The organism is Flavobacterium sp. GNP010, assembly GCF_056428945.1.
Window position 1 is genome coordinate 11774 of record NZ_JBWJVK010000004.1, and the last position, 22322, is coordinate 34095.

22 protein-coding genes are annotated in these 22322 nt (G+C 33.9%); 18 read left to right on the forward strand and 4 right to left on the reverse strand.

All coding sequences use genetic code 11. The annotated features are described in order from the left end of the window. Nucleotides 1–24 precede the first annotated feature (24 nt). Complete coding sequence (locus tag AC061C_RS02160) at nucleotides 25–798, reverse strand: tetratricopeptide repeat protein (protein ID WP_478289832.1); 774 nt, start codon at nucleotides 796–798, stop codon at nucleotides 25–27. 231 nt (nucleotides 799–1029) lie between these two features. Here AC061C_RS02160 and recF point away from each other — a divergent pair, with 231 nt between their 5' ends. From recF to AC061C_RS02210, 10 genes are all read left to right on the forward strand, one after another. Next, nucleotides 1030–2109 carry a DNA replication/repair protein RecF gene (gene recF, locus AC061C_RS02165; protein ID WP_478289833.1) on the forward strand — a complete coding sequence of 360 codons (1080 nt, stop codon included), beginning with the start codon at nucleotides 1030–1032 and terminating at the stop codon, nucleotides 2107–2109. A 79-nt stretch (nucleotides 2110–2188) separates the two neighbouring features. Further along, a complete protein-coding gene (locus tag AC061C_RS02170; RefSeq protein ID WP_478289834.1) occupies nucleotides 2189–2884 on the forward strand; it encodes a thioredoxin domain-containing protein in 696 nt (231 codons plus the stop codon). 10 nt (nucleotides 2885–2894) lie between these two features. Beyond that, on the forward strand, nucleotides 2895–3566 hold the full coding sequence (locus tag AC061C_RS02175; RefSeq protein WP_478289835.1) for a DUF2461 domain-containing protein: 672 nt from the start codon (nucleotides 2895–2897) through the stop codon (nucleotides 3564–3566). A 15-nt stretch (nucleotides 3567–3581) separates the two neighbouring features. Continuing rightward, nucleotides 3582–4649, forward strand: coding sequence for a glycosyltransferase (locus tag AC061C_RS02180; RefSeq protein WP_478289836.1), 1068 nt, complete (start codon nucleotides 3582–3584; stop codon nucleotides 4647–4649). Nucleotides 4650–4651: 2 nt separating this feature from the next. Continuing rightward, nucleotides 4652–6499, forward strand: coding sequence for an asparagine synthase (glutamine-hydrolyzing) (gene asnB, locus AC061C_RS02185; protein WP_478289837.1), 1848 nt, complete (start codon nucleotides 4652–4654; stop codon nucleotides 6497–6499). Between the two features lie 49 nt (nucleotides 6500–6548). Beyond that, complete coding sequence (gene murB, locus AC061C_RS02190; protein WP_478289838.1) at nucleotides 6549–7562, forward strand: UDP-N-acetylmuramate dehydrogenase; 1014 nt, start codon at nucleotides 6549–6551, stop codon at nucleotides 7560–7562. Nucleotides 7563–7686: 124 nt separating this feature from the next. Then, complete coding sequence (locus AC061C_RS02195; RefSeq protein WP_478289839.1) at nucleotides 7687–8301, forward strand: FMN-binding negative transcriptional regulator; 615 nt, start codon at nucleotides 7687–7689, stop codon at nucleotides 8299–8301. 99 nt (nucleotides 8302–8400) lie between these two features. Continuing rightward, entirely contained in the window at nucleotides 8401–9507 is a 1107-nt protein-coding gene (locus AC061C_RS02200) for a glycosyltransferase (protein ID WP_478289840.1), read from the forward strand. Next, nucleotides 9498–10049, forward strand: a complete 552-nt coding sequence (locus tag AC061C_RS02205; RefSeq protein ID WP_309756908.1) for an RNA polymerase sigma factor — start codon at nucleotides 9498–9500, stop codon at nucleotides 10047–10049. Before AC061C_RS02200 ends, AC061C_RS02205 begins: the two co-directional genes overlap by 10 nt. 328 nt (nucleotides 10050–10377) lie before the next feature. Then, a complete protein-coding gene (locus AC061C_RS02210) occupies nucleotides 10378–11199 on the forward strand; it encodes an energy transducer TonB (RefSeq protein WP_478289841.1) in 822 nt (273 codons plus the stop codon). Nucleotides 11200–11255: 56 nt separating this feature from the next. On the opposite strand, the gene AC061C_RS02215 is transcribed toward AC061C_RS02210, so the two are convergent. Further along, nucleotides 11256–12107 carry a M48 family metalloprotease gene (locus AC061C_RS02215; protein ID WP_478289842.1) on the reverse strand — a complete coding sequence of 284 codons (852 nt, stop codon included), beginning with the start codon at nucleotides 12105–12107 and terminating at the stop codon, nucleotides 11256–11258. A gap of 143 nt (nucleotides 12108–12250) precedes the next feature. Here AC061C_RS02215 and AC061C_RS02220 point away from each other — a divergent pair, with 143 nt between their 5' ends. From AC061C_RS02220 to AC061C_RS02235, 4 genes are all read left to right on the forward strand, one after another. Next, nucleotides 12251–12403 carry a hypothetical protein gene (locus AC061C_RS02220; protein ID WP_478289843.1) on the forward strand — a complete coding sequence of 51 codons (153 nt, stop codon included), beginning with the start codon at nucleotides 12251–12253 and terminating at the stop codon, nucleotides 12401–12403. A 44-nt stretch (nucleotides 12404–12447) separates the two neighbouring features. Then, on the forward strand, nucleotides 12448–13347 hold the full coding sequence (lipA, locus tag AC061C_RS02225) for a lipoyl synthase (protein WP_478289844.1): 900 nt from the start codon (nucleotides 12448–12450) through the stop codon (nucleotides 13345–13347). 67 nt (nucleotides 13348–13414) lie between these two features. Next, nucleotides 13415–14410: a type I glyceraldehyde-3-phosphate dehydrogenase gene (gene gap / locus AC061C_RS02230; protein WP_478289845.1), complete on the forward strand. Its 996-nt coding sequence runs from the start codon at nucleotides 13415–13417 to the stop codon at nucleotides 14408–14410. Nucleotides 14411–14438: 28 nt separating this feature from the next. After that, nucleotides 14439–16610, forward strand: a complete 2172-nt coding sequence (locus AC061C_RS02235) for a tetratricopeptide repeat-containing hybrid sensor histidine kinase/response regulator (protein WP_478289846.1) — start codon at nucleotides 14439–14441, stop codon at nucleotides 16608–16610. 1 nt (nucleotide 16611) lies between these two features. On the opposite strand, the gene AC061C_RS02240 is transcribed toward AC061C_RS02235, so the two are convergent. After that, nucleotides 16612–17424 (reverse strand): purine-nucleoside phosphorylase, encoded by an 813-nt coding sequence (locus AC061C_RS02240; protein WP_478289847.1) that lies wholly within the window; start codon nucleotides 17422–17424, stop codon nucleotides 16612–16614. Next, nucleotides 17396–18445: a tetraacyldisaccharide 4'-kinase gene (lpxK, locus tag AC061C_RS02245; protein WP_478289848.1), complete on the reverse strand. Its 1050-nt coding sequence runs from the start codon at nucleotides 18443–18445 to the stop codon at nucleotides 17396–17398. The genes AC061C_RS02240 and lpxK overlap by 29 nt, the downstream gene beginning before the upstream one ends. A gap of 96 nt (nucleotides 18446–18541) precedes the next feature. Between lpxK and AC061C_RS02250 the strand changes: the two genes are divergently transcribed. The 4 genes from AC061C_RS02250 to rluF all read left to right on the forward strand — a co-directional run bounded on the left by AC061C_RS02250 (nucleotide 18542) and on the right by rluF (nucleotide 22303). After that, the gene (locus AC061C_RS02250; RefSeq protein ID WP_478289849.1) at nucleotides 18542–19636 is read left to right on the forward strand and encodes a Nif3-like dinuclear metal center hexameric protein; all 1095 of its coding nucleotides are present in this window, start codon (nucleotides 18542–18544) and stop codon (nucleotides 19634–19636) included. Between the two features lie 3 nt (nucleotides 19637–19639). Continuing rightward, on the forward strand, nucleotides 19640–20419 hold the full coding sequence (locus tag AC061C_RS02255) for a zinc ribbon domain-containing protein (RefSeq protein WP_309758218.1): 780 nt from the start codon (nucleotides 19640–19642) through the stop codon (nucleotides 20417–20419). 38 nt (nucleotides 20420–20457) lie between these two features. Continuing rightward, on the forward strand, nucleotides 20458–21300 hold the full coding sequence (locus tag AC061C_RS02260; protein WP_478289850.1) for an alpha/beta fold hydrolase: 843 nt from the start codon (nucleotides 20458–20460) through the stop codon (nucleotides 21298–21300). Nucleotides 21301–21481: 181 nt separating this feature from the next. Beyond that, nucleotides 21482–22303 carry a 23S rRNA pseudouridine(2604) synthase RluF gene (gene rluF / locus AC061C_RS02265; RefSeq protein ID WP_478289851.1) on the forward strand — a complete coding sequence of 274 codons (822 nt, stop codon included), beginning with the start codon at nucleotides 21482–21484 and terminating at the stop codon, nucleotides 22301–22303. Nucleotides 22304–22322: the final 19 nt, after the last annotated feature.

Here is a 22322-nt window from a genome sequence, read left to right on the forward strand (position 1 = left end):
TCACCAATCTTGTATCATTGTTTACTATTGTGCTAATCCTATCAAAACATCAACTGAAGCAGCCTCTGGAGTTCCTTCAAAATTGTCTTTAATGTCTGTGAAATATTTTAATGCATCCGCTTTGTTCCCTAAAGCTAAAGCTACTTTTCCAGCTTTTAATAGAAAACGTGGTGTTGTAAAATCATTTTTATTTGACTCAGCCGCTTTTACATAATTCTCTAAAGCTTCTTGAGGTTGATTTTTTTGAGAATATGCATCTCCTATCGCTCCTTTTGCCACAGCGCTTAAAACAATATCATCTGATTTAAATTTACTTAAATAATCAATTGCTTCAGTATATTTTCCTGTGTTCAAATAAGCAATTCCAGCATAATAGTTAGCTAAATTTCCTGCATCAGTTCCAGAATATTCATCGGCAATTTTTAAGAATCCAAATTTACCTTCTGAACCATTAAGCGATAACTTATACAAAGAGTCACTTGCTACTCCATCAGTTGCTTTTTGGAAATTTTGTTGTGCTACAAACATTTCATTAGCTGCTTCCTCTTGTTGAGGAGCCGCAACAAATCTCTGATATCCTAAATATCCAATTGTAAAAATTGCAGCAGCAGCAACTAAACCAATAATCACTTTTTGATTTTTAGCAACCCAATCCTCAGTTCTTGAAGCTGTTTCATCTAATTTAGAAAAAACTTCAGCTGTCGTGCTGTCTTTATCGTCAATGATTACTGCTTCAACTCCTTCGTTTACCTCTTTTTCTTTTGGTGTTTTATATCCTCTTTTGTTATAAGTAGCCATTTATTTTAATTTAGTGAGTCGCAAAAATAAAATTTTTATTCAAACCCACGCAAAAAATATGCTTTAATATTAAAAAAAATTATACCCAAACAATCTTTCTGGGCCAAGCCAAAATAATTTTCATAGAAAAAATAGAAAAGTACTTTATATGGATATTTTTCAATAATTTGCACCCACTTTGAAAAAGTCCTCAAATAATATCAAAGTTCCCCATAACAGTAAGCTTTTTCCATGTATCTAAAAAAAATTTCATTATTCAATTATAAGAATTTTTCAGAAGCAAATTTTGATTTTGACAGTAAGATAAATTGTTTTGTAGGCAAAAATGGAATTGGAAAAACAAATGTGCTGGATGCCATATACCATTTATCTTACGGGAAAAGTTATTTCAATCCGCTAGCGGTTCAAAATATTAAACACGGAGAAGAATTCTTTGTAATTGATGCTGAATTCGAAAAAAACGAAAGAAATGAACAAATTCTTTGCAGTTTAAAAAAGGGGCAAAAAAAAATCTTGAAACGCAACGGCAAGGCTTACGACAAATTCTCAGATCACATTGGCTTTATTCCTTTAGTTATCATTTCTCCTGCTGACAGGGATTTAATTGTAGAAGGAAGCGAAACCAGAAGAAAATTCATGGACAGCGTGATTTCCCAACTGGATTCCCATTATTTACAGCAACTCATTCAATATCAAAAAGTAATGAGCCAACGCAATGCTTTATTGAAATATTTTGCATTGAATCATGTTTTTGATACCGATACACTCTCTATATATAATGAGCAACTCAACGGTTTTGGCGCTTATATTTTCGAGAAAAGAAAAGAATTTATTGGCCAGTTTATCCCTATCTTCAACACGCATCATCAAGCTATAACGGGTTCGCAAGAAACGGTTCAATTGGTATATGAAAGTCATTTATACGAAAAAGACTTATTGACTTTATTACAGGAAAACATTAATAAAGACAGAGCTTTACATTACACAAGTGTAGGGATTCACAAAGACGATTTAGCATTTGAAATTGATCAACATCCAATTAAAAAATTTGGCTCCCAAGGACAGCAAAAATCGTTTCTAATCGCCTTGAAACTGGCTCAATTTGAGTTTCTAAAAAAACAAAGTGGTGTAAAACCCATTTTACTTTTTGATGACATCTTTGATAAATTAGATGAAAGTCGGGTGGCAAAAATTATCGAAATGGTCAACAGCGATACTTTTGGGCAACTTTTTATTTCAGATACGCATCCGGAACGTACTGAAGCCATTGTAAAATCGACGCATCAGACGTATAAAATTTTTAATTTATAACTTTTATTTAGTACCTCATTGCATTCAAAAAATTGAAAAATTACCTAATTTAGCGTATTCAATTTTAAACACCACTACAATGAAATTCCCTTCTATATGCTACGCAATCTTACTTTTTGTTGTTTTTTCCTGCCAAGGACAAAATTCGGAGGCAATCAAAACAATTGATGCAAAAGCCTTTGCAGAAAAAATTGCAACAACACCAAAACAACAAATTCTGGATGTGCGAACTCCTGACGAATTCTCTTCTAACCATATTGAAAATGCCAAAAATATAAATTGGCTTGGAAGTACTTTTATTTCCGATGTAGAAAAAATGGACAAATCAGTGCCCGTTTTTGTATATTGTAAAAGCGGCGGAAGAAGCCAGAAAGCAGCTGAAAAACTAAATGAATTAGGCTTTACAACCATCTATCAGCTAGAAGGTGGCATACTAAAATGGGAGGCTGCGGGTCTTTCTAAACCCAGTAACAAAAAAATAGGCCTTTCGCTCCCAGAATACGATAAGCTGTTACAATCTGATAAAAAAGTCTTAATTAATTTCTATGCAGAATGGTGTGCACCATGCAAAATAATGACGCCTTACATATTACAGATGCAAAAAGATTTAGGTGAGGAAATAGTAATCATTCGACTGGATGCCGACAAAAACAAAACCGTTATGGCAGCCTTAAAAATCAGTGAACTTCCTACCTTATTATTATATGACCATGCAACAGTAACATGGAAACATTCTGGATTTATTAGCGAAGCAGATTTAAAAAAACAACTATAATAGGCCAACTATGCTTTCAAAAGATACACTACAATTTCTAGATGACTTAAAAGCCAATAACAATCGCGATTGGTTTTTGGATAATAAAAAACGCTACGAAGCTTTCAAGAAAGATTACCAACTCCTAGTAGCTGATTTATTGGATGCTATGAAACCACTAGATCCTTCATTGGAAATGCTCGAAGTAAAAAATTGTACCTTTAGAATCAATCGTGACATTCGGTTTTCTAAGGACAAGACTCCTTATAAATCACATTTAGGCATTTGGCTTTCCTCTGGGGCAAAAGGCTTGAATCGTTCGGGTTATTACATTCATTTAGAAAATGGATCCAGCTTTATTGCTGGCGGCTTGTATTGTCCTGAAGCCAATGATTTAAAAAAAATGCGCAAGGAAATTGCTTATTTCCATGAAGACTTGGAAGCAATTCTAAACGAGAAAGAGTTTAAAAAAGAGTTCAATGACTTTGATCGAGATGAAAAAAATACGCTAAAAAATCCGCCAAGAGGCTACGAAAAAGAACATCCCGCTATCGATTTATTAAAATTAAAAAGCTTTGAGTCCTCGCAGAAAATTAATTTTTCAACAGCTGGAACAAAAGATTTCGTTACTACTGTAAGTAAAAAATTAATCCTTTTAAAACCTCTAAATGACTTTATCAATAGAGCATTAACGTCTGAGTAATTATAGTTTACACTGATGAAAAAAAAGAAAATACTCTTTCTAGGAGAAACCTACAGGGCCGATGCCATCACTTGGATGGATGGCCTCAAGGAATTTGGTGGTTTTGAAATTGTTACCTGGGAATTAAAAACGCCAAGTAATTGCATTCATAACCGAATTTTAAGGATTTTCGAATTTAAATTGGCTATTTTTAAAATTAGGAAAATAATAAAAACACAAAGACCAGATATGGTAATTGCAGAACGAACAACCAGTTATGGTTTTCTTGCAGCATTATCTGGCGTAAAACCAATTGCCATTGCACAACAAGGCAAAACCGATTTATGGCCTGAAAAATCGATTTCATTACCGTTAAAAAAATTGCTGCAATACTATGCTTTCAAAAAAGCAGATTTAATTCATGCTTGGGGACCTGTAATGACCATTTCAATGATAGAGGCCAATGTGGATATGAATAAAGTTTTGGTTTTACCAAAAGGAATTGATCTGGTTAAATTTAACAATCAAAACACCGCCAATCCTGAAAAAATTTGTGCCATTGTAACGCGTTCTTTATTGCCAGAATACCGCCATGATATTATCTTAAAATCATTTGCCATTTTAAACCAAAAAGGAATTGATTTCGTACTTACCATAATAGGGGACGGAACACAACTTTCTAAATTAAAAGATTTAGCAAAAGATTTAGACATCGAAAATAAAGTAAACTTTACGGGAAGAATTCCAAATACTGAATTACCAAAACTGTTACAACAATCTAATATTTACATTAGTATGCCCATCACCGAGGGTGTTTCAGCTTCTTTATTTGAAGCATTGGCTACTAATTGCTACCCAATTGTAACTGATATTGTAGGAAATAAAAGTTGGATTACACACCGCAAAAACGGACAATTAGTTACAATTGATGATTACAGAATGCTTGCAGACGAATTAATCTGGGCCTTTAAAAACGAAAAATACCGCAACGAAGCTGTAGCAAACAATCGATTATTTTTAGAAAAAAATGCTGATTACTCCATAAATATGAAAATTATTGCCAATAAATACCACGAATTAATCAACAACAATAGCCCCAATTAACTATGTGTGGCATTAATGGAATTTTACATTTACAAACCCAGAAAAAAGTTGATGAACGTATTTTAACAAAAATGCGAGATTCTCTAGAGCATCGCGGACCTGACGATAAAGGGATTTTTATAGAAAAAAATATTGGAATTGGTCATAGAAGGCTTTCAATTTTAGATATTTCATCATCAGGACACCAACCTTTTGTCTCCGAAAACAGCCGCTATGTGATGACTTACAATGGTGAAATCTACAATTTTAAAGAATTTAATCCCGAGTTAAAAAGTAGTGGATTTGATATTAAAACCACTTCAGATACCGAAGTTTTAATGAAATTATTTCAATTGCATGGTTTAAAAATGCTCAACCGCCTCAACGGTATGTTTGCCTTTGCTATTTGGGATAAATTAGAAAAAAAGCTAACTCTTGTTCGGGATAGAATGGGTGTTAAGCCTTTATATTATTCTTTTTATAACGAAACATTTTATTTTGCCTCCGAACAAAAAGCACTTTTCACGGCTGGAGTTCCACTCAAAATGGCGCAAGATGGACTGGAAGAGTATATTTTTAACCGATTTGTTGCTGGAGAAAACACGCTATATCAAAACGTAAAAAAAGTATTACCCGGACATGTCATGACCATTGACGAAGATGGAAAAACCACCGCAGAAAAATGGTGGGATCTTAAAAGAGAAATTCAAAACCAACCTAAAATAAAAAATCCGGTAGAATGGTTTCGAGAAACGTTTGATGATTCTGTAAAAATGCGAATGGTGAGCGACGTTCCTGTAGGTGTTATGCTCAGCGGCGGACTGGACTCCTCCTCGATATTGGCTTCATTGCACCATCAAAAATACAAAGACATACAAACCTTTAATATTGGTTTTAGAGAGAAAGAACACAACGAAGCACATTTGGCTAAAATGATGGCAGAGAAATTCAATTATGGATTTAAAACCATGCAATTAGAAGACAAAAATCTTTATGACCAATTAATAAATGCTACTTATTTTCAGGATGAGCCCGTCATGCATTTAAGTGAGCCGCATCTTTTAGCGCTTTCACAAATGGCAAAACCTGCTGTAAAAGTGTTACTTTCTGGTGAAGGTGCCGATGAGTTGATGGGCGGTTATAAGCGCTACAAAGCCTTACAACATCCATCTCTTCTGCATGTGATTACGCTACTTGGCAATTTCGATCTGTTTTCAAAAAAACCACTGCACAATAAACTGTTGCGTTTTGCTCAAATTCAGAAAAAATCAGATCTCGTTTTATTTAATGGTTCGAATATCTATCCTAAGGATATTGCAACCACTTTTGGGATAGAAGAAACACCCACAAACGAATACCGAAAAAAAATATACGAAGAAGCAAAATCATTGTATCCAAATAATCTTCGGCGACAAGCACTTTACTTTGACCAACATACTTATTTATGCTCCCTTTTAGACAGGAATGATCGTTGTACCATGGGCGCATCGATAGAATGTAGAGAACCATTCTTGGACCCGAGGTTAATTGTTGGATTAGGATCATTAGAGGATAAATTACTTTTTACAGGAATAAAAGGAAAATTCATCCTAAGAAACGCCATGCAAGACCGTTTGCCAGATGAAATTTTAAAATTCATAAAAGTAGGATTGAGCGCACCTTGGGGTGATTACATTACAAAAAGTCCTGCTTTTAAAGACGAATTAGATTCTTTCTCGAAAAGTGATTTATTTCAAATGCCTTATTTTGAACACATCAACATTCAAAAATTGGTACGTAAATTACAGCACGGTGACACACAGATGACACCCTATATTATGCCTCTGTTTATGATGCATATCTGGATGAAAACCTATGCAACTAAATTTTAATGCTTACTTTTGGCGCAGCACAGAACAATTCAAAAAAGCCCTCTCTTTTATGGAAATAGTACCTAATTTCTCTTTAAAAAAATACAATACTTTTGGCATTGAAGCCAAAGCAAAACAATTCGTTGCTGTTCATTCTGTACACGATTTGAAAATGATTTTACAGGAAAACAAAGCACAACAAAAATTTATTTTAGGTGGTGGAAGTAACATGCTTTTGACCAAAGACATTGATGCATTGGTGATTCATATCGATTTGAAAGGAAAGAGAATAATTGAAGAAAACGAAGATTTTGTTTGGGTCGAAAGTCAGGCTGGCGAAAGTTGGCATGAATTTGTACTGTGGACTATCGATCAAAATTTTGGCGGTTTAGAAAACATGTCACTCATTCCAGGAAATGTGGGAACTACGCCAGTCCAAAACATTGGTGCTTACGGAACCGAAATAAAAGACACTTTTGTTTCCTGCGAGGCAATGGCAATAGAAAGTCTGGATATGAGAACGTTCACAAAAGACGAATGTAATTTTGGATACCGAGAAAGCGTTTTTAAAAACGAAGCAAAAAATCAATACATTATCACATCGGTTGTTTTTAAATTGACAAAAATCAATCATAAAATCAACACTTCTTATGGAGATATTTCGGGAGAACTAGCGAAAAATAACATCTCGAATCCAACATTAAAGGACGTGAGTAATGCCGTGATTAGTATACGTCAAAGTAAATTGCCAGATCCTAAAGAATTGGGAAACAGTGGTAGTTTTTTTAAAAATCCAATTTTATTAAAATCAGATTTCGAAAAAATACACCAGCAATTTCCTGAAATGAAATACTTTGATATTTCGGAAACCGAAGTAAAAGTTCCTGCAGGATGGCTTATAGAACAAACTGGTTTTAAAGGAAAGCGTTTTGGTGACGCCGGAATACACAAAAATCAGGCTTTGGTTTTAGTAAATTATGGCACTGCAACAGGACAAGAAATTTTGAATGTTTCAAGGGATATTCAAGAGACGGTTTTCAAAACTTTTGGTATTCATATTGAGGCCGAGGTTAATGTGATTTAGATTTCAGCTGGCAGCGTTCAGTCGCAGTTTTCAGTTTAAAAAAATCGGAATTATATATTAATTTCAGATTGTCGATACCAAAATAGTATTTCAAAACTTCTAAATCCTAATTTTTAAATTAAAGATGTACACTCCAGAAATCTACAAAAATGAAAATCAAGAAGAAATCAAAAAATTTCTTCTTGAAAATAGCTTTGGCATTTTAATCAATCAAACAAACGGAAAATTATGTGCCACACATATACCGTTAGAACTAGAAACTACTACAGAGGGTAACGCTATTTTATACGGCCATATTTCCGCCGAAAATCCACAAGCTGAAGGGTTACAAAATAACGATGAAGTTTTAGCAGTATTTTCAGGACCTCACAGTTATATTTCTTCCTCGTGGTATGATCATGAAAATGTGCCAACATGGAATTATATTGCCGTTCATGTGTATGGAAAAATCAAAATTATTGAAGGAGAAGCCGTCATCGAATCCTTAAAAAAGCTAGTTGATAAGTATGAGAAAAACTCACAAAATCCTATTCGAGTAGAAAATCTATCCAAAAAAACCATGATGCAAAGTCGCGGAATTGTAGCCTTTGAAATTGAAATAACTGAAATTCAAGCTACAAAAAAAATGTCTCAAAATCGTGACGATAAAAACTACCAAAATATCATTACCGAGTTGAAAAAAGTCAATACAAATCAGTCCATAGCAGTTGCAAACGAGATGAAAAAATGCCCTATATAAATTCTTTCGAAATTCACATATTCTATTTACAATTTACAATTCTATTCCTACCTTTGCACTCGTCGTAAAATACAAGATTACAAACTCACTAAACGCAAAATGCTTATACTAATTCTTTACTTTTTTATCTTTATTGTTGTTGTTCAAATTTCATATTACTTGGGCGTTTTTGGGAAATTTGCTTTTGCGAAAGCACAAAAAATTACGCCAAAAAGAATACCTATTTCGGTAATTGTTTGTGCTAAAAATGAAGAAGATAATGTACTTAATTTTATTCCGTTACTTGCGGAACAAAACTATCCTGATTATGAAATCGTGCTCATTGACGATGCCTCTAGCGATGCCACTTTAGATATTTTTGAAGGTTTTGAAAAGCAATATTCCAATATTCGTTTGGTAAAAGTACAGAACAATGAAGCCTTTTGGGGAAATAAAAAATACGCACTTACTTTAGGCATAAAAGCGGCCAAAAAAGAGTACTTGTTATTTACTGACGCTGATTGTTACCCTACATCAAAGGATTGGATAACCGCTATGAGTTCGCAATTTACGATGCAAAAAACAATTGTTTTGGGTTATGGCAAATATGAAAAAATACCGAATTCATTCCTGAATAAAATCATTCGTTATGAAACTTTATTAACGGCAGTTCAATATTTTTCATGGGCAAAAATAGGACATCCATATATGGGTGTAGGTAGAAATTTAGCCTATAAAAAAGATGAGTTTTTCAATGTAAATGGATTTATAGAACACATGCAGGTTCGTTCTGGAGATGATGATTTATTTATAAACCAAGCTGCAAATGGCAAAAACACAACCATTGCTTATGCAACGGAAAGCTTCACACTTTCTAAACCAAAAACGTCCTACACTGATTGGTTAATACAAAAAAGAAGGCATGTTGCTACTGCACATCATTATAAACTACTTGATCAATTACAATTAGGAACATTTTATTGTTCTCAATTACTATTCCTTTTGCTTCCCATCGTGTTATTAGCATTCCAATTTCAATGGATATTAGTTTTAAGTTTATTTGCGTTACGCTATATAGTGGCATGGATTGTGGTAGGATTTTCAGCAGGTAAACTAAAAGAAAATGATATTAAATTCTGGTTCCCGCTAGTTGAAATAGCCCTAATCTTAACTCAAATCAATATCTTTATTGCAAATATATTCTCAAAACCGGTACATTGGAAATAAACAAACAAATAGAGAAAGCAAAACAAGGCGATCAAGTTGCCTTTACTTTTCTATTGGATTATTATTGGAATGAAGTCTATGGCTTTATGCTAAAACGTACAGAAAACGAGACCAATGCCGAAGATATAACTATCGAAACCTTCTCCAAAGCTTTCGATAAAATAGCAACTTACAACTCCGAATTCCAATTTAATACTTGGTTGATTGCTATTGCAAAAAATGTTCACATCGATTTATTGCGAAAAAAGAAATCTAGTCTTTTTATCGAAATAACCGATGATCAGGATCGGCAAGCCTACAATATAGCAGACACTACACCATCTGCTGAAGATGAATTGATTACTGAGCAAAATCTTTCCCGATTACTCCAATTCATCAAAGAATTAAAACCACATTATCAAGAAGTTATTCAGTTGCGCTATTTCCAAGAATTGAGTTATCAGGAAATTGCCAATAAAATTGAGGAACCTTTAAGTAATGTGAAAATTAAATTACTTCGAGCCAAAAAACTACTAGCCGAAATTATTCAGAATAAAAGATAGTGCATTCTTAAGCATTAAAGATTCTCTTTTACCAAAAATCCACACTAGTTGCGACATTTTACCTGAATTTTTATGCAATACATTATTTAGATTCTATCCTAATGCCATCACTTAAATACTCTATTAGACGTATTGTTTCAATTATTCAGTTAAAAATAAATTTTGCATACAATTAAATACCCTAATAGTTAATTAGTTGCGTATAAATTATAATTATTCTAAAATAATTATTAAATTCATATACTAAAAATCTTATTTCTCACGTTATAAAATAAAAACACTTTTTGCTTATGATTTAATTGTACTTAACCACTAAATCCTATACACTATGTCAAAACTAAGCATTTATGAAACCGGCTGGATTAATCTAGTTTTTCAAGACAGAAACAAAGAATATGGAGCGTATCAACTGCGCATGGAAAGTACCAAAACGGCATTAACAGCATTGTTTATGGGCGTATTGCTTTTATCTGGATTACTGAGTATTCCTGTGATTATGACGTACATGAATCCCAACAAAGGAACTACTATAACAATACCAGAACTTACAAATACCGTCGTTCAACTTATAGACATTATTCCGAATGAGTTGCAACCACAAGAATCGCAGCCCAAGATAAAAACTAAAAATGTGGATCTTCCTGTAACAAGTGCTGCTCTAGTAAATCCAGAAATCGTAAAAACTACTGAAGCCAATCAGGATATTGCAAAAAATACAGATAATACAGCGGTAACCAATACCCCTTCTGAAGGGACTGGAATAATAGGTCTAAATCCTACCACATCCACTGGAAATGGCACTGCAACATCACCGCCTGTTGATTCAGGCAATACCATCGTTAGCAGTGTAACACTCGACAAACTTCCAGAATTTCCTGGAGGCATTGCTAAATTCTACAATTATGTAGGTAATAATTTTGAGAAACAAGAAATAGACGGTACTGGATCTATTCGAGTTTATGTTTCATTTGTCATTGAAAGAGACGGCAGCATGACCGATATTCAAGTAAAAAGAGATCCAGGTTATGGCTTAGGGAAAGAGGCCGTGAGAGTATTAAAATCCTTGAAAACAAAATGGGCCCCTGGAATGATTGATGGAAAAGCAGTTCGAACCGCGTATAACTTGCCCATCACCGTTCAGTTAAATTGATATAAAAAAAGCAGAATTTAAAAATTCTGCTTTTTTTTTGCCATCTCAAAAAAGGTTTACTTTTTCTTTTTTGCTGTTGTTGGCTTAACTGTTTTCGATTTAGCAGTACCTTTTGTTTGTTGCACATATGGTTTGTACAATCCATCATTTTCCGCTCTTTGTCTAGCTATTTCTGCTCTTTCTTTAGGATCAGGATGCGAACTCATCATTTTATCCAAAAAAGAAGCTTGAGCACCTTCACTCATTTTTGCTATAATAGAAAATGCAGAAGAAACAGCATTCACGTTATACCCGTTTTTTTTCATAAAATTATAAGAGAACTCATCCGCTTCTGACTCTTGCTTTCTACTGTGCTTATTATCAATCACTACACTAGCAATTTTAGCTAATTGACTGTCTGTAATGGCCGCCACTTTATTTGATTGTGAAGCCACTGCATCTACAAGCGCTTCCTTTTTGTAAGCAGCTTTAATGGCATCACGAGAATCATGATTAGCGACATGACCAATCTCGTGACCAATGACGGCAAGCAATTCATTGTCATCCATTACATCCATCAAACCACTGTAAACACGCACACTACCATCAGCAGTTGCAAATGCATTAACTTCATTTAACTTATACACTTTGTAATTTAGAGTATATCCATCTCCAGAAGTATATTTACCAAAAACTTTATTGAGCCTTAAAGTGTAGGGATCTTTAAGTCCAGCAATAATGTGTTCCGAGTCCATTTTATCTACAGCTGCTTTAGATAAAGCTGCTGCATCAGCATCACTAAATATTAATCCTGCTGCTCCTTTTTGCAGGGCTCCCAATGCCCTTTCTCCAAAATTGATTTGTGCATTGGCTTTAAAAAACCCTAGTAACACCAATAATGCTGCAATAAGTATTGATTTATTTTTCATAAGCTATTGTTTTTAAATTTCAAATGTACCATTTTTTAATATTTCAAAAAAAATAAAAATCTACCTAAAATAACAGGATTAAAACGTGCTAGCATACAAGCTACAAAAGTTACTTGTACGATTAGTTCTTAAATATTATTTTAATGACCCCAATAAGCATCTCTCCTCCATATATTACAGATGGAATAAAAGCAAAAGCAAATGATACATTTAAACTCATCCTTCGGGCTTGGTCTAGTAAATACAGCTTAAAACAATTCTACTTTAGGCTCTTAAATCCTAATTCTAAAATCTAATTTCTTAACAAGTTTACTTATCTTTGTGCTTTGAAAATTGATATATGGAAACTGTTTTAGAAAATATTTTACCGCAAGGAACTCTGGGCAAAGGCGAACTAAACGTAGCTAAACCAAAATGGTTGAAGGTAAAACTTCCAATAGGCCAGAAATACACAGAACTTCGTGGCTTAGTAGACAAATACAACTTGAATACCATTTGCACCTCAGGAAGTTGCCCAAATATGGGAGAATGCTGGGGCGAAGGAACCGCAACCTTTATGATATTAGGAAATGTGTGTACACGTTCTTGCGGATTTTGCGGTGTAAAAACCGGAAGACCCGAAACTGTTGACTGGGACGAACCAGAAAAAGTGGCGCGTTCTATCAAAATCATGAACATTAAACATGCAGTAGTAACAAGCGTTGACAGAGATGATTTGAAAGATGGCGGGTCTATTATTTGGATAGAAACCGTGAAAGCCATTCGTAGAATGAACCCAAACACCACGCTAGAAACGTTGATAGGTGATTTTCAAGGCATAGAAAGAAATATAGATCGCATCGTAGAGGCCAACCCTGAAGTAGTTTCGCATAATATGGAGACGGTACGTCGATTAACGCGTGAAGTACGAATTCAAGCAAAATACGATCGAAGCTTAGAAGTGTTGCGTTACTTGAAAGAAAAGGGAATCAACAGAACAAAGTCAGGAATCATGCTTGGACTTGGCGAACAAGAGGAAGAAGTTTACCAAACCATGAGAGATTTACGTGATGCCAATGTTGATATTGTAACTATCGGTCAATATTTGCAACCCAGTAAAAAACACTTGCCCGTGAAGGAATTTATTACGCCTGAACAATTTGCAAAATACGAGCAATTTGGTTTAGAATTGGGCTTCCGACATGTTGAAAGCGGCCCATTAGTTCGTTCTTCATACAAAGCACAAAAACACATTTTATAAATAGTTTGTTCGTTTATTTGTTTAATCGGTTAACCAAATAAACGAATAAACGAATAATCATATCCATTTGAAAACAAGAATTGCCATAAACGGTTTTGGAAGAATCGGTAGAAATTTATTCCGATTGCTAATAAACCATCCCTCAATAGAAGTTGTTGCCATAAACGATATTGCAGATAAAAAAACAATGGCGCACTTAATTAAGTACGACAGTATACATGGAGTTTTACCATTTACGGCAAGCCATGACGAAAAAGGAATTCTAGTAGACGGAAAACACTTTTTATTTTTTCATGAAAAAAAAATATCAAATTTAGACTGGAAAAGTTTAAACATTGATTATGTAGTGGAATCAACCGGCAAGTACAAAACCTTTGATGAATTAAATTCCCATATTACAGCTGGAGCCAAGAAAGTAATTCTTTCAGCACCATCTGAAGTTGACAGTATAAAAACTGTTGTACTTGGAGTAAACGAAGGCATTTTAGACGGAGGCGAAACCATTATTTCAAATGCAAGTTGTACAACTAATAACGCCGCACCCATGATTAAAGTCATCAACGATCTGTGCGGAATTGAACAGGCCTATATAACAACTATTCACTCCTACACAACAGACCAAAGTTTACACGATCAACCGCACAAAGATTTACGTCGTGCTCGTGGAGCAAGTCAATCTATCGTTCCTACAACTACAGGAGCTGCCAAAGCATTAACAAAAATATTTCCTGAGTTTGAAGGTAAAATAGGTGGATGTGGGATACGAGTACCTGTACCTGATGGCTCATTGACCGATATTACTTTTAATGTAAAACGCACAGTATCAATAGAAGAGATTAATGCAGCTTTCAAAACAGCTGCACAAACTAATCTTAAAGGTATTTTAGACTATACAGAAGATCCTATTGTATCTGTTGATGTAATTGGCAACAAAAATTCTTGTATATTTGATGCACAACTTACTTCAGTTATAGATAAAATGGTAAAAGTAGTAGGATGGTATGATAATGAAATTGGATATTCCTCACGGATTATTGATTTAATTTTACTTACCAAAACGTAAATAATTTAAATAAAAAACGTTGCTATACATGAAGTATATTTTTGCTTTTATTGTTGTTTTTTATACATCATTACAAGCTCAGCCCAATGAGAGAGTTGACAGCACAACATACTATAGCAATTTAAGCAAGACCGAAATCCAATCGAACAATTACAAAGAGGCCTTATTCAATAGCCAAAAAGCTATCCGGTTTGCTGCAAAAAACAAAAATATTAAAGACCAAGCAAAGCAAACTTTTACCCTCGGAAAAATTTATTTAGATTTAAAAAAATACGATGATGCGACAGAAGCTTTTTTAAAAAGTGCTATGTTATTCTCTAATTTTGGTCCTAGCCCTCAACAATCGGCTACTTATTACCATACTGGGCTTTGCTACATGCAAAAAAAAAAATACCCACAAGCTGCGGCATACTTTGAAAAAGCAAAATCTGTCAATACTCAATTAGGAATTACTAATTTTGATGAATTATTACAACTTCAAAATGGGTTGCTGTACAAGGCCAGTAATAATATAGATTTAGCTTTAGCTTCCTTCAAAACGATACTTGCCAAATCGGACAAGGTCGCTATAATCAACACTAAAAGCGAAGCCTCCTACCAAATCGGGATAATTGAAGCCAGCCGAAACAGAAATAATCTAGCTATAAACTACCTCAATAAAGCTGTAGAGTTAAACAGTAAAACAAAAAACTCAGAACAAAAATCAAAGATTTTACTGGCCTTAAGCGAAGTGTATGAAAAAACATTAGACAAGACCAATGCCTACTTCTATTTAAAACAACATTTAAATTTAAAAGAAAGCATTTCCATTTTAGATAATGAAAGATTGGGCATCGACGATTATCAAAAGTTTAAGGAATCTGAGAAATTGAAAGAAATTGCACAAATCAATTATCAGAACAAAGAACAGGAAAAGACTACTAAATTTACTAAGTTAATAAGTATTTTTGCAATAGCCTTGATTTCAATATTATCCCTATTAAGCTTGTCTTTATACCGAAATAATATTATTAGAAATAAGTCTAACTTGTTATTACAAGACAAAAACCAAGAACTAGAAATTGCCAAAAACAAAGCCGAAAAGGCCTCGAAAGCGAGGTCTGAATTTTTATCAACAGTAAGTCATGAGCTTAGGACACCTTTAAACGCTATCAACGGAATTACTCATTTATTATTAGAAGAAAATCCGAAGAAAACACAATTGGATTATCTGTCCTCCCTAAAGTTTTCAGGAGATTATTTAACGAAATTCATCAACGAAATTTTGGAAATAAATAAAATTGAGTCCGATACTATCGAAATTGAATACACTACTTTTAATCTCAAAAAATTATTAGAGGATATTAAACATTCTTTAAAAGAGCTGGCAGTTGTTAACAACAATACTTTTTGTCTAGAAGTCGACCCCGAAATCCCTGATTATTTAATAGGCGACCCCACAAAATTATCTCAAATTATTCTGAATTTAATTAATAATGCTTTAAAATTTACCAAAAACGGATCGGTTACTGTTTTCGCAAATCTACAGCAATTAAAAAATTCAAAAGCCACATTGTATTTTGAAATAACAGATACTGGAATTGGAATACCTGAAGATAAATTAGCTACTGTTTTTGATAGCTTTTCTCAAGGCTCTATTGAAGTAAATCGTAAATATGGTGGTACAGGATTGGGTTTAACTATTGTGAAAAAATTAATTAAAATTCTTGGAGGCAATATCCAACTTAAGAGTATTGTGGGAGAAGGATCTTCCTTTTACTTTTCGTTAGATTTCCCAATAAGTACACTGCAGGAATCACAATTAGAAGACAAACCTCTTGTAAAATATGACGCTTCTAAATTAATGAATAAAAAGATTCTTGTGGTTGAGGATAATAAAATCAATCAGATGATAACTAAGAAAATGCTCGTAAGTAAAGGCATCACTTGTGAAATCATTGACAATGGCGAGGAAGCAATTGATGTATTAAAAAATAAAATATTTGACTTAGTACTTATGGATGTACACTTGCCTGGCATAAATGGCACCATCGCAACTGAAACCATACGACGCTTTAATAGTAAGACACCAATTATTGCACTAACTGCAATTTCATTGCTAGAAAATCGTGACTTATTATTGTCATTTGGCATGAACGATGTGATTACAAAACCGTTCATACCCGATGAATTTTATAGGATTATTGCTGAGCACATATAACCTAATAGTTTAAAATCAATTCCTTTATCAAGCTTCTTACTTTAGGTTCTGCATTTTTTGCAGCTTCAAGAACTTCATCGTGTGAAATCGTACCTATACTTTCTGCATCACCCATATCAGTAATTACTGAAATCCCAAAGGTTTCTAAGTCCATGTGACGCGCTACAATTACTTCTGGTACTGTTGACATTCCCACGCAATCTGCACCTAGGATTTTAACCATTTTGTATTCTGCAAGAGTTTCAAAAGTAGGTCCTTGCAACCCTAAATATATTCCCTCTTGGACTTCAATATTCAATTCTTTTGCAATTTCAGTCACTTTTGAAATCATTTTTCTCGAATAGGGTTCGCTCATATTTACAAACCTTGGTCCAAAACGTTCGTCATTTTTTCCACGCAAAGGATGTTCTGGAGTCATATTGATGTGGTCTGTAATCATAACAATAGAACCCACTTTATAATTAGGATTTACACCACCAGAAGCATTAGAAACCACTAATTTTTCAACTCCTAAAAATTTCATCACTCGTACCGGAAAAGTCACCTCAGTCATCGAATAGCCTTCATAAAAATGAAAACGGCCTTGCATTGCTACTATTTTTTTATCTCCAATGCTCCCAAAAACCAATGCTCCTTTATGTCCCTGAACTGTTGAAACTGGAAAATTTATAATTTCATCATACGGTAACGTATACGCCACTTCCATTTCATCTGTAAAATTCCCTAATCCTGAACCTAAAATTACACCGTATTCTGGTGTAAAATCGATTTTCTCCTTAATCTGGTTAACGGTTTCTTGTACTTGTTCCCACATATTCTATAATTGTTTTATTAAATTTTTTTGTTTCTTCAACTGCATCAAAATCTTCACTTGAAAGAAAGTCACTTTGTATCGGTAAATAGAAAAGTTGCTCACTTGGCAATCTTCCTTTTAGTCGTACATAATCTTTTTCGGTAGTTATAATAATTTTGTTTTGAGCTAAATTTTTAATTTCTAAAATGTCTTTTTCGTTAAAATTATGATGGTCTGGAAAAGACAAACAGACATCATCTGTATCTTTTAAATTGGCAAAAAACGGTTCTGGTTTTGCAATTCCTGCAATCAGCACTTTAGCAACTGATTGTATATCAAATACCTGCTTTTTACTTTTTTCGTTGTACACAAAAGTGTCGTAGGTTACATAGGTAAAGTATACTTCTTGATCTGATGCAACTTTTAATCGGCTTTTAATTTCTTTTTGTTCCTCGATCGAAAGATCTGCGGGACACTTCGTTATAATAATTACATTCGCCCTTTTAGCTCCACTTCTACTTTCACGTAAATTTCCAGTGGGTAGTATCCAATCATCTGAATACAAATCATCATAGGAAGTCAGTAAAATATGAAATCCTGCCTTAACCTTTCGGTGCTGAAAAGCATCATCGAGTAATACCACTTCTGGCTTTTCGGGTTGCAAAAGTAGTTGTTCTATTCCATTTTTTCTATCTGCATCAACAGCTACCTGAATTTGTTCGAATTTTTCAAAAAACTGAAAAGGTTCGTCTCCCAGAATTTCCGCATTGGTATTGGCTTGAGCCAAAATAAAACCTTTAGATTGTCTTTTATAACCTCGGCTTAATGTGGCTACTTTATATTGATCTGATAGCAACCGAATTAAATATTCGATTTGAGGTGTTTTTCCGGTTCCACCAACGCTAAGATTCCCAACAGCAATAACAGGCAAATCAAAAGAGTACGATTTTAAAATCCCTGTATCGAAAAAAAAATTCCGCATACTCGTGATCAAACCATATAAAACGGAAAACGGAAACAGTAATTTTCGCAGTAAATTCATTTCACGAAAGTAGAATATTTTATTTTAAAGTTGATTTGTTATTTCGTTAATTTGTTTAGTAGAAAAAGCCGCTTTAAACCATCAATAAACCGCCCAATGAAAATCAAAGAAATAATTACTGTACTGGAAGAAATGGCACCTCTCGCCTACGCCGAAGACTTTGACAATGTGGGTTTATTGGTTGGAGATCAAGAATCAGATGCAACAGGTATTTTAGTTTGTCACGATGCACTAGACAATATAATTGACGAAGCGATTGCAAAAAATTGTAATCTGGTGGTTTGCTTTCATCCCATATTATTTTCAGGTTTAAAAAAAATAACAGGGAAAAACTATGTCGAACGCGCCATTATCAAAGCCATAAAAAATGATATTGCCATTTATGCCGTTCACACCGCTTTAGACAATCATCAAGAAGGTGTAAATAAAATATTTAGTGACGCACTTGGATTAATAAACACCCGAATCCTTATTCCGAAAGAACATTTTATTCGAAAATTAGTAACCTACACGATTCCTGAAAATGCCGAAACAGTGCGTAATGCCTTGTTTGATGCTGGAGCAGGAACTATCGGGAATTATGAAAATTGCAGTTTCAATTCGAAGGGAACAGGAACTTACAGAGGAAACGAGCAGAGTAATCCAGAAATAGGAGAACGATTTGAGTTTGTGCAAGCTAACGAGATTAAAATCGAGGTCACTTTTGAGAAGCATCTCGAAAATAAAATCCTAAAAGCTTTATTTAAAAGTCATTTATATGAGGAAGTGGCTTATGAAATCTATAATTTAGAAAACAAACACCAGAATATTGGTTTGGGAATGATCGGGGAATTACAAACCCCCATGAAAGAAAAAGATTTTCTACTTTACGTAAAAGAAAAAATGCACTGTGGCGGAATTCGTCATTCGGATTTTATAGGAAAGGAAATCAAAAAAGTGGCTGTTTTAGGTGGAGCAGGAAGTTTTGCCATAAAAAACGCCATTCAAGCGGGAGCAGATGCTTATTTGACCGCCGATTTGAAGTATCATCAGTTTTATGAAGCCGAAAACCAACTGCTATTAGCCGATATTGGACATTTTGAAAGTGAACGCTATACAAAAAATTATATTGTTGAGTATCTTCGGAAAAAAATCCTTAATTTTGCAGTTATTTTATCAGAAGAAAATTCAAATCCAGTTAAGTACTTATAGAATATGGCGAATACGAAAGAATTAAGTGTTGAAGACAAGTTAAGAGCAATTTACGATTTACAGCTTATTGACTCTAGAATTGACGAAATCAGAAACGTAAGAGGAGAACTTCCTTTAGAAGTTGAAGATTTAGAAGATGAAGTGGCGGGTTTAAGCACACGTTCAGAAAAATTGAAAAGTGAACTTGAAGTTGTTGAAGATCTTATCAAAGTAAAAAAGAATGCAATTGATGAGCACAAAGAGGCTATCAAAAAATATACGAAACAACAAGAAACAGTTCGTAACAACAGAGAATTTAATTCGTTGACAAAAGAGGTTGAATTTCAAGAATTAGAAATTCAATTATCTGAGAAGCAAATTAAAGAAATGAAAGCTTCTATTGAACATAAGAAAGAAGTAATTGCAAATTCTAAAGAAAGATTAGAAGCAAAGTCAAATCACTTAAAGCATAAAAAATCAGAATTGGATGCAATCATGGCAGAAACTGCTAAGGAAGAGGCATTCCTATCTGAGAAATCAATTGAATACCAAAACTTAATCGAAGCAAGATTATTAGCTGCTTACACGAGAATTAGAACAAGTGTTCGCAATGGTTTAGCTGTAGTTTCTATTGAGAGAGGTGCATCTGCAGGATCGTTCTTTACGATTCCTCCACAGACACAAGTTGAAATTGCTTCTAGAAAAAAAATTATTACGGATGAACATTCCGGAAGAATATTAGTAGACAGCGTATTGGCTGAAGAAGAAAAAGAGAAAATGGAACAATTGTTTTCAAAATTCTAAATTCATTTGAGTCCCGATCCACATCGGGACTTTTTTTTATGAAAAAAATAATATATTTCATACTCACTAAATCCATTGGATTATACATTAACATCTTGAGTTTTGTATTTCCTAAAAAAGCTTCGCAATTAGCGTACGCTTTTTTTAGTGAACCTCGAGAAGGTAAATTATCTCAAACCGGGCTTCCTAAAATTCTACAAGAAGCAAAATCCGAGACCTTTCAACACAAAGAACATTCCTTTCAAACTTATTCATGGCAGGGAAATGATACCGTAATTCTTTTGGTTCATGGTTGGGAAAGTAATGCATCTCGCTGGGAAAATTTACTGCCATATTTAAAAAAATCTGGAAGTACTATAATTGCCATTGACGGTCCTGCACATGGATTGTCTAGCGGAAAAGAATTTAGTATTCCAAAATATGCAGAATTCATTCATATTGCTGTCGAAAAATTCAAACCTCAGTACTTAATAGGCCATTCACTTGGTGGAAAAACGTGTTTGTATTACCAATCGGTTTATCAAAGTGATTCCCTGAAAAAAATGGTGATTTTAGGTTCACCTAGCGATTTCAAAATTATCTTGAACAATTATATTGCCTTATTAAGCTTGAATGCTAAAATTACAAAATCCTTAGAGGCACATTATTTGCACCATTTCAACCTACAGCTAGAACATTTTTCAGGTAAACTATTTGCATCCAAAATAAATATAAAAGGACTAATCGCTCATGATATTGACGATGCTGTAGTATTATTTGAAGAAGGAAAAAAAATAGCGGCTGCTTGGAGAAATGCAATTTTTATTGAAACTAAAGGTTTAGGGCACAGCATGCATGACGATGAACTGTATAGAAAGGTATCTGATTTTTTATTTGATTAATTTTAAAAAAACTGTTTCGCAAAGATTCACAAAGGAAACACAAAGCAGCACGAAGTTTTTTATGATTTCTTTCAAAAAAAAATTCACTTTAGCTGCGTTACATTTTTGAGCATCTTTGAAACAATACTTTTCAAATCAACTTTAAATAGTATCTAATTATCAAAATGATTACTTTTGCATCATGGAAGATAATCTAAAACGCCTCAATAAATTCATAGGAGAAACGGGATATTGCTCTCGACGAGAAGCTGATAAAATCATTGAAGAAGGTCGAGTTACCATCAATGGTGTTGTCCCAGAATTAGGCACGAAAGTTTCTCCACATGACGAAGTGCGTATTGATGGAAAACTGATCCGAGAAAAAAGAGAGCAATCTATTTATTTAGCTTTCAATAAACCTGTAGGAATTGAATGCACAACCAACTTAGAGGTTCGTGGTAATATTGTAGATTATATTAACTATCCTACTCGCATTTTCCCTATCGGTCGTTTAGACAAAGCATCTGAAGGGTTGATTTTTATGACAAATGACGGCGATATTGTCAACAAAATTCTTCGTGCTAGAAACAATCACGAAAAAGAATATACGGTAACGGTTAACAAATTGATTACCGATCGTTTTATTGAAAAAATGAGTAATGGCGTGCCTATTTTAGACACGGTCACCCGAAAATGTAAGGTAGAAAAAATAAGCTCGACCACATTCAAAATCATTTTAACACAAGGTTTAAACCGTCAAATTCGCAGAATGTGTGAGTATTTGGGTTATGACGTTATTGCTTTGAAGCGCATCCGAATTATCAATATATCGCTAGATATTCCTGTTGGCAGATTCCGTGATTTAACTGATGCAGAAATCAAAGAACTTAACGAACTCATTGAACCATCAAGCAAAACCGAGGAAGCCAGTTTACCAAAGCCTGAAAAAATTGAAGTTTCTAGAAAAAGAACTGAATTTATAAAAAGAGACGATCCTCGTTTTAAGAAAAAGGGAGATTATTAAAAGGTAAAGCTACTGTATT

Bases quoted from the DNA above. Each gene is read 5' to 3' on its own strand.
- AC061C_RS02200 (WP_478289840.1), top strand. From the start codon at position 8,401: ATGCTTATACTAATTCTTTACTTTTTTATCTTTATTGTTGTTGTTCAA.
- AC061C_RS02220 (WP_478289843.1), top strand. From the start codon at position 12,251: ATGACCCCAATAAGCATCTCTCCTCCATATATTACAGATGGAATAAAA.
- AC061C_RS02250 (WP_478289849.1), top strand. From the start codon at position 18,542: ATGAAAATCAAAGAAATAATTACTGTACTGGAAGAAATGGCACCTCTC.
- AC061C_RS02235 (WP_478289846.1), top strand. From the start codon at position 14,439: ATGAAGTATATTTTTGCTTTTATTGTTGTTTTTTATACATCATTACAA.
- asnB (WP_478289837.1), top strand. From the start codon at position 4,652: ATGTGTGGCATTAATGGAATTTTACATTTACAAACCCAGAAAAAAGTT.
- lpxK (WP_478289848.1), bottom strand. From the start codon at position 18,445: ATGAATTTACTGCGAAAATTACTGTTTCCGTTTTCCGTTTTATATGGT.
- AC061C_RS02240 (WP_478289847.1), bottom strand. From the start codon at position 17,424: ATGTGGGAACAAGTACAAGAAACCGTTAACCAGATTAAGGAGAAAATC.
- rluF (WP_478289851.1), top strand. From the start codon at position 21,482: ATGGAAGATAATCTAAAACGCCTCAATAAATTCATAGGAGAAACGGGA.
- AC061C_RS02215 (WP_478289842.1), bottom strand. From the start codon at position 12,107: ATGAAAAATAAATCAATACTTATTGCAGCATTATTGGTGTTACTAGGG.
- AC061C_RS02170 (WP_478289834.1), top strand. From the start codon at position 2,189: ATGAAATTCCCTTCTATATGCTACGCAATCTTACTTTTTGTTGTTTTT.
- AC061C_RS02160 (WP_478289832.1), bottom strand. From the start codon at position 798: ATGGCTACTTATAACAAAAGAGGATATAAAACACCAAAAGAAAAAGAG.
- AC061C_RS02255 (WP_309758218.1), top strand. From the start codon at position 19,640: ATGGCGAATACGAAAGAATTAAGTGTTGAAGACAAGTTAAGAGCAATT.
- recF (WP_478289833.1), top strand. From the start codon at position 1,030: ATGTATCTAAAAAAAATTTCATTATTCAATTATAAGAATTTTTCAGAA.
- AC061C_RS02195 (WP_478289839.1), top strand. From the start codon at position 7,687: ATGTACACTCCAGAAATCTACAAAAATGAAAATCAAGAAGAAATCAAA.
- murB (WP_478289838.1), top strand. From the start codon at position 6,549: ATGGAAATAGTACCTAATTTCTCTTTAAAAAAATACAATACTTTTGGC.
- AC061C_RS02175 (WP_478289835.1), top strand. From the start codon at position 2,895: ATGCTTTCAAAAGATACACTACAATTTCTAGATGACTTAAAAGCCAAT.
- lipA (WP_478289844.1), top strand. From the start codon at position 12,448: ATGGAAACTGTTTTAGAAAATATTTTACCGCAAGGAACTCTGGGCAAA.
- AC061C_RS02260 (WP_478289850.1), top strand. From the start codon at position 20,458: ATGAAAAAAATAATATATTTCATACTCACTAAATCCATTGGATTATAC.
- AC061C_RS02210 (WP_478289841.1), top strand. From the start codon at position 10,378: ATGTCAAAACTAAGCATTTATGAAACCGGCTGGATTAATCTAGTTTTT.
- AC061C_RS02180 (WP_478289836.1), top strand. From the start codon at position 3,582: ATGAAAAAAAAGAAAATACTCTTTCTAGGAGAAACCTACAGGGCCGAT.